General features: G+C 41.6%; 1 protein-coding gene. It reads left to right on the top strand.

Translation table 11 applies throughout. The features are described from left to right. On the top strand, positions 1-1,541 hold a 1,541-nt coding region (locus tag JIG37_RS09990; protein WP_199529287.1), incomplete at both ends, for an HsdR family type I site-specific deoxyribonuclease.

The raw sequence follows: 1,541 nt of genomic DNA, 5'->3' as shown, positions 1-1,541 counted from the left end.
TTTGTGCCTAATATTTTGTCGTTTGCTACCGAAGGACGTGAGTTGTTTTATGGTGCAATACGCTGCCCATTAGAGTTTTGGGCTCCGTGGCGTGTTGAAGATGCACAGTTAACCCGTGCTGTTGGTTTATCGGGTGTCGGAGCTGAGCTAACCGATTTATTAAGCCCTGAGCGCTTGATCGATATAATGCGTAACTTTTCATTGTTTACTACCAATAAAAAGAAGCAGCGCATTAAAGTAATACCGCGTTTTCAGCAATATGAAGGCGCGAATAAAATTGTTCAGCGTGTGATTGAGGGTAAAGTTAAAAAAGGCTTAATTTGGCACTTTCAAGGCTCGGGTAAATCATTACTCATGGTGTTTGCCGCGCAAAAACTTCGCCGTGCTGCACAGCTTAAAAGCCCCACCGTTATTGTACTGGTTGATAGAACCGATTTAGATACGCAAATAAGCGGCACTTTTAATGCTGCTGATGTTGCTAATGTAGAATCAACCGATAGCATTAAAGAATTACAACAAATGCTAGAACGAGATACGCGTAAAATTATTATCTCAATGATCCACAAGTTCCGTGATGCCAAGCCTAATATGAATGAGCGTGAAAACATCATCGTATTAGTGGATGAAGCCCACAGAACCCAAGAAGGGGATTTGGGCCGCCAAATGCGCGCCGCTTTACCTAATGCCTTTTTATTTGGTTTAACCGGTACGCCCGTAAACAAAGCCGATAAAAATACCTTTTGGGCCTTTGGCGCTGAGGAAGATAAAGGCGGCTATATGAGCCGCTATACCTTTCATGACTCTATTCGTGATGAAGCAACCTTACCACTGCACTTCGAGCCACGTTTGGTAGATGTGCATGTAGATAAAGAAGCACTCGATAAAGCCTTTAAAGACTTTAAAGAAAGCGCTGCGCTAACTGATGAAGTAGCTGATGCGCTTAATCAAAAATCAGCAAAAATGTCAGCGTTTTTAAAATCTCCTGAGCGTGTAGAAAAAATAGTTGAAGACATTGCTATTCACTTTATGGATAAAGTGGAGCCACATGGTTTCAAAGCCATGATAGTTACACCAGACCGTTATGCTTGTGTGCAATATAAAGAAGAGCTCGATAAGCACTTTGATGAAGCGGCAAGCAAGGTGGTTATATCCACCAGCGCGAACGATGACTATGAGTTTAAGCAAAAATGGGGCGTAGACAAAAGCCAGCAAGAAAAGCTGGTGGATGAATTTAACGATGCAAAATCAGAGCTTAAATTTATTATTGTTACCGCAAAGCTGCTAACCGGGTTTGATTCACCTATATGCCAAACCATGTATTTAGATAAGTCGATCAAAGACCACACCTTATTACAAGCAATATGTCGTACCAACCGTTTATACCCTAATAAAACCTTTGGCTGTATTGTTGACTACTTTGGCGTATTTGACGATGCAGCAAAAGCACTAGAGTTTGACGAAGAAAGCGTACAACAAGTTATTTCTAACCTAAGTGAGTTACGCGTCAAACTACCAAAAGCAATGACTGATACGCTAGCCCA

Source organism: Pseudoalteromonas sp. bablab_jr010, from assembly GCF_016464105.1.
Lineage (GTDB): Bacteria > Pseudomonadota > Gammaproteobacteria > Enterobacterales > Alteromonadaceae > Pseudoalteromonas > Pseudoalteromonas simplex.
Note: the sequence above shows the minus strand (reverse complement) of the source record. Positions and strands in the feature narration are given on the sequence as shown.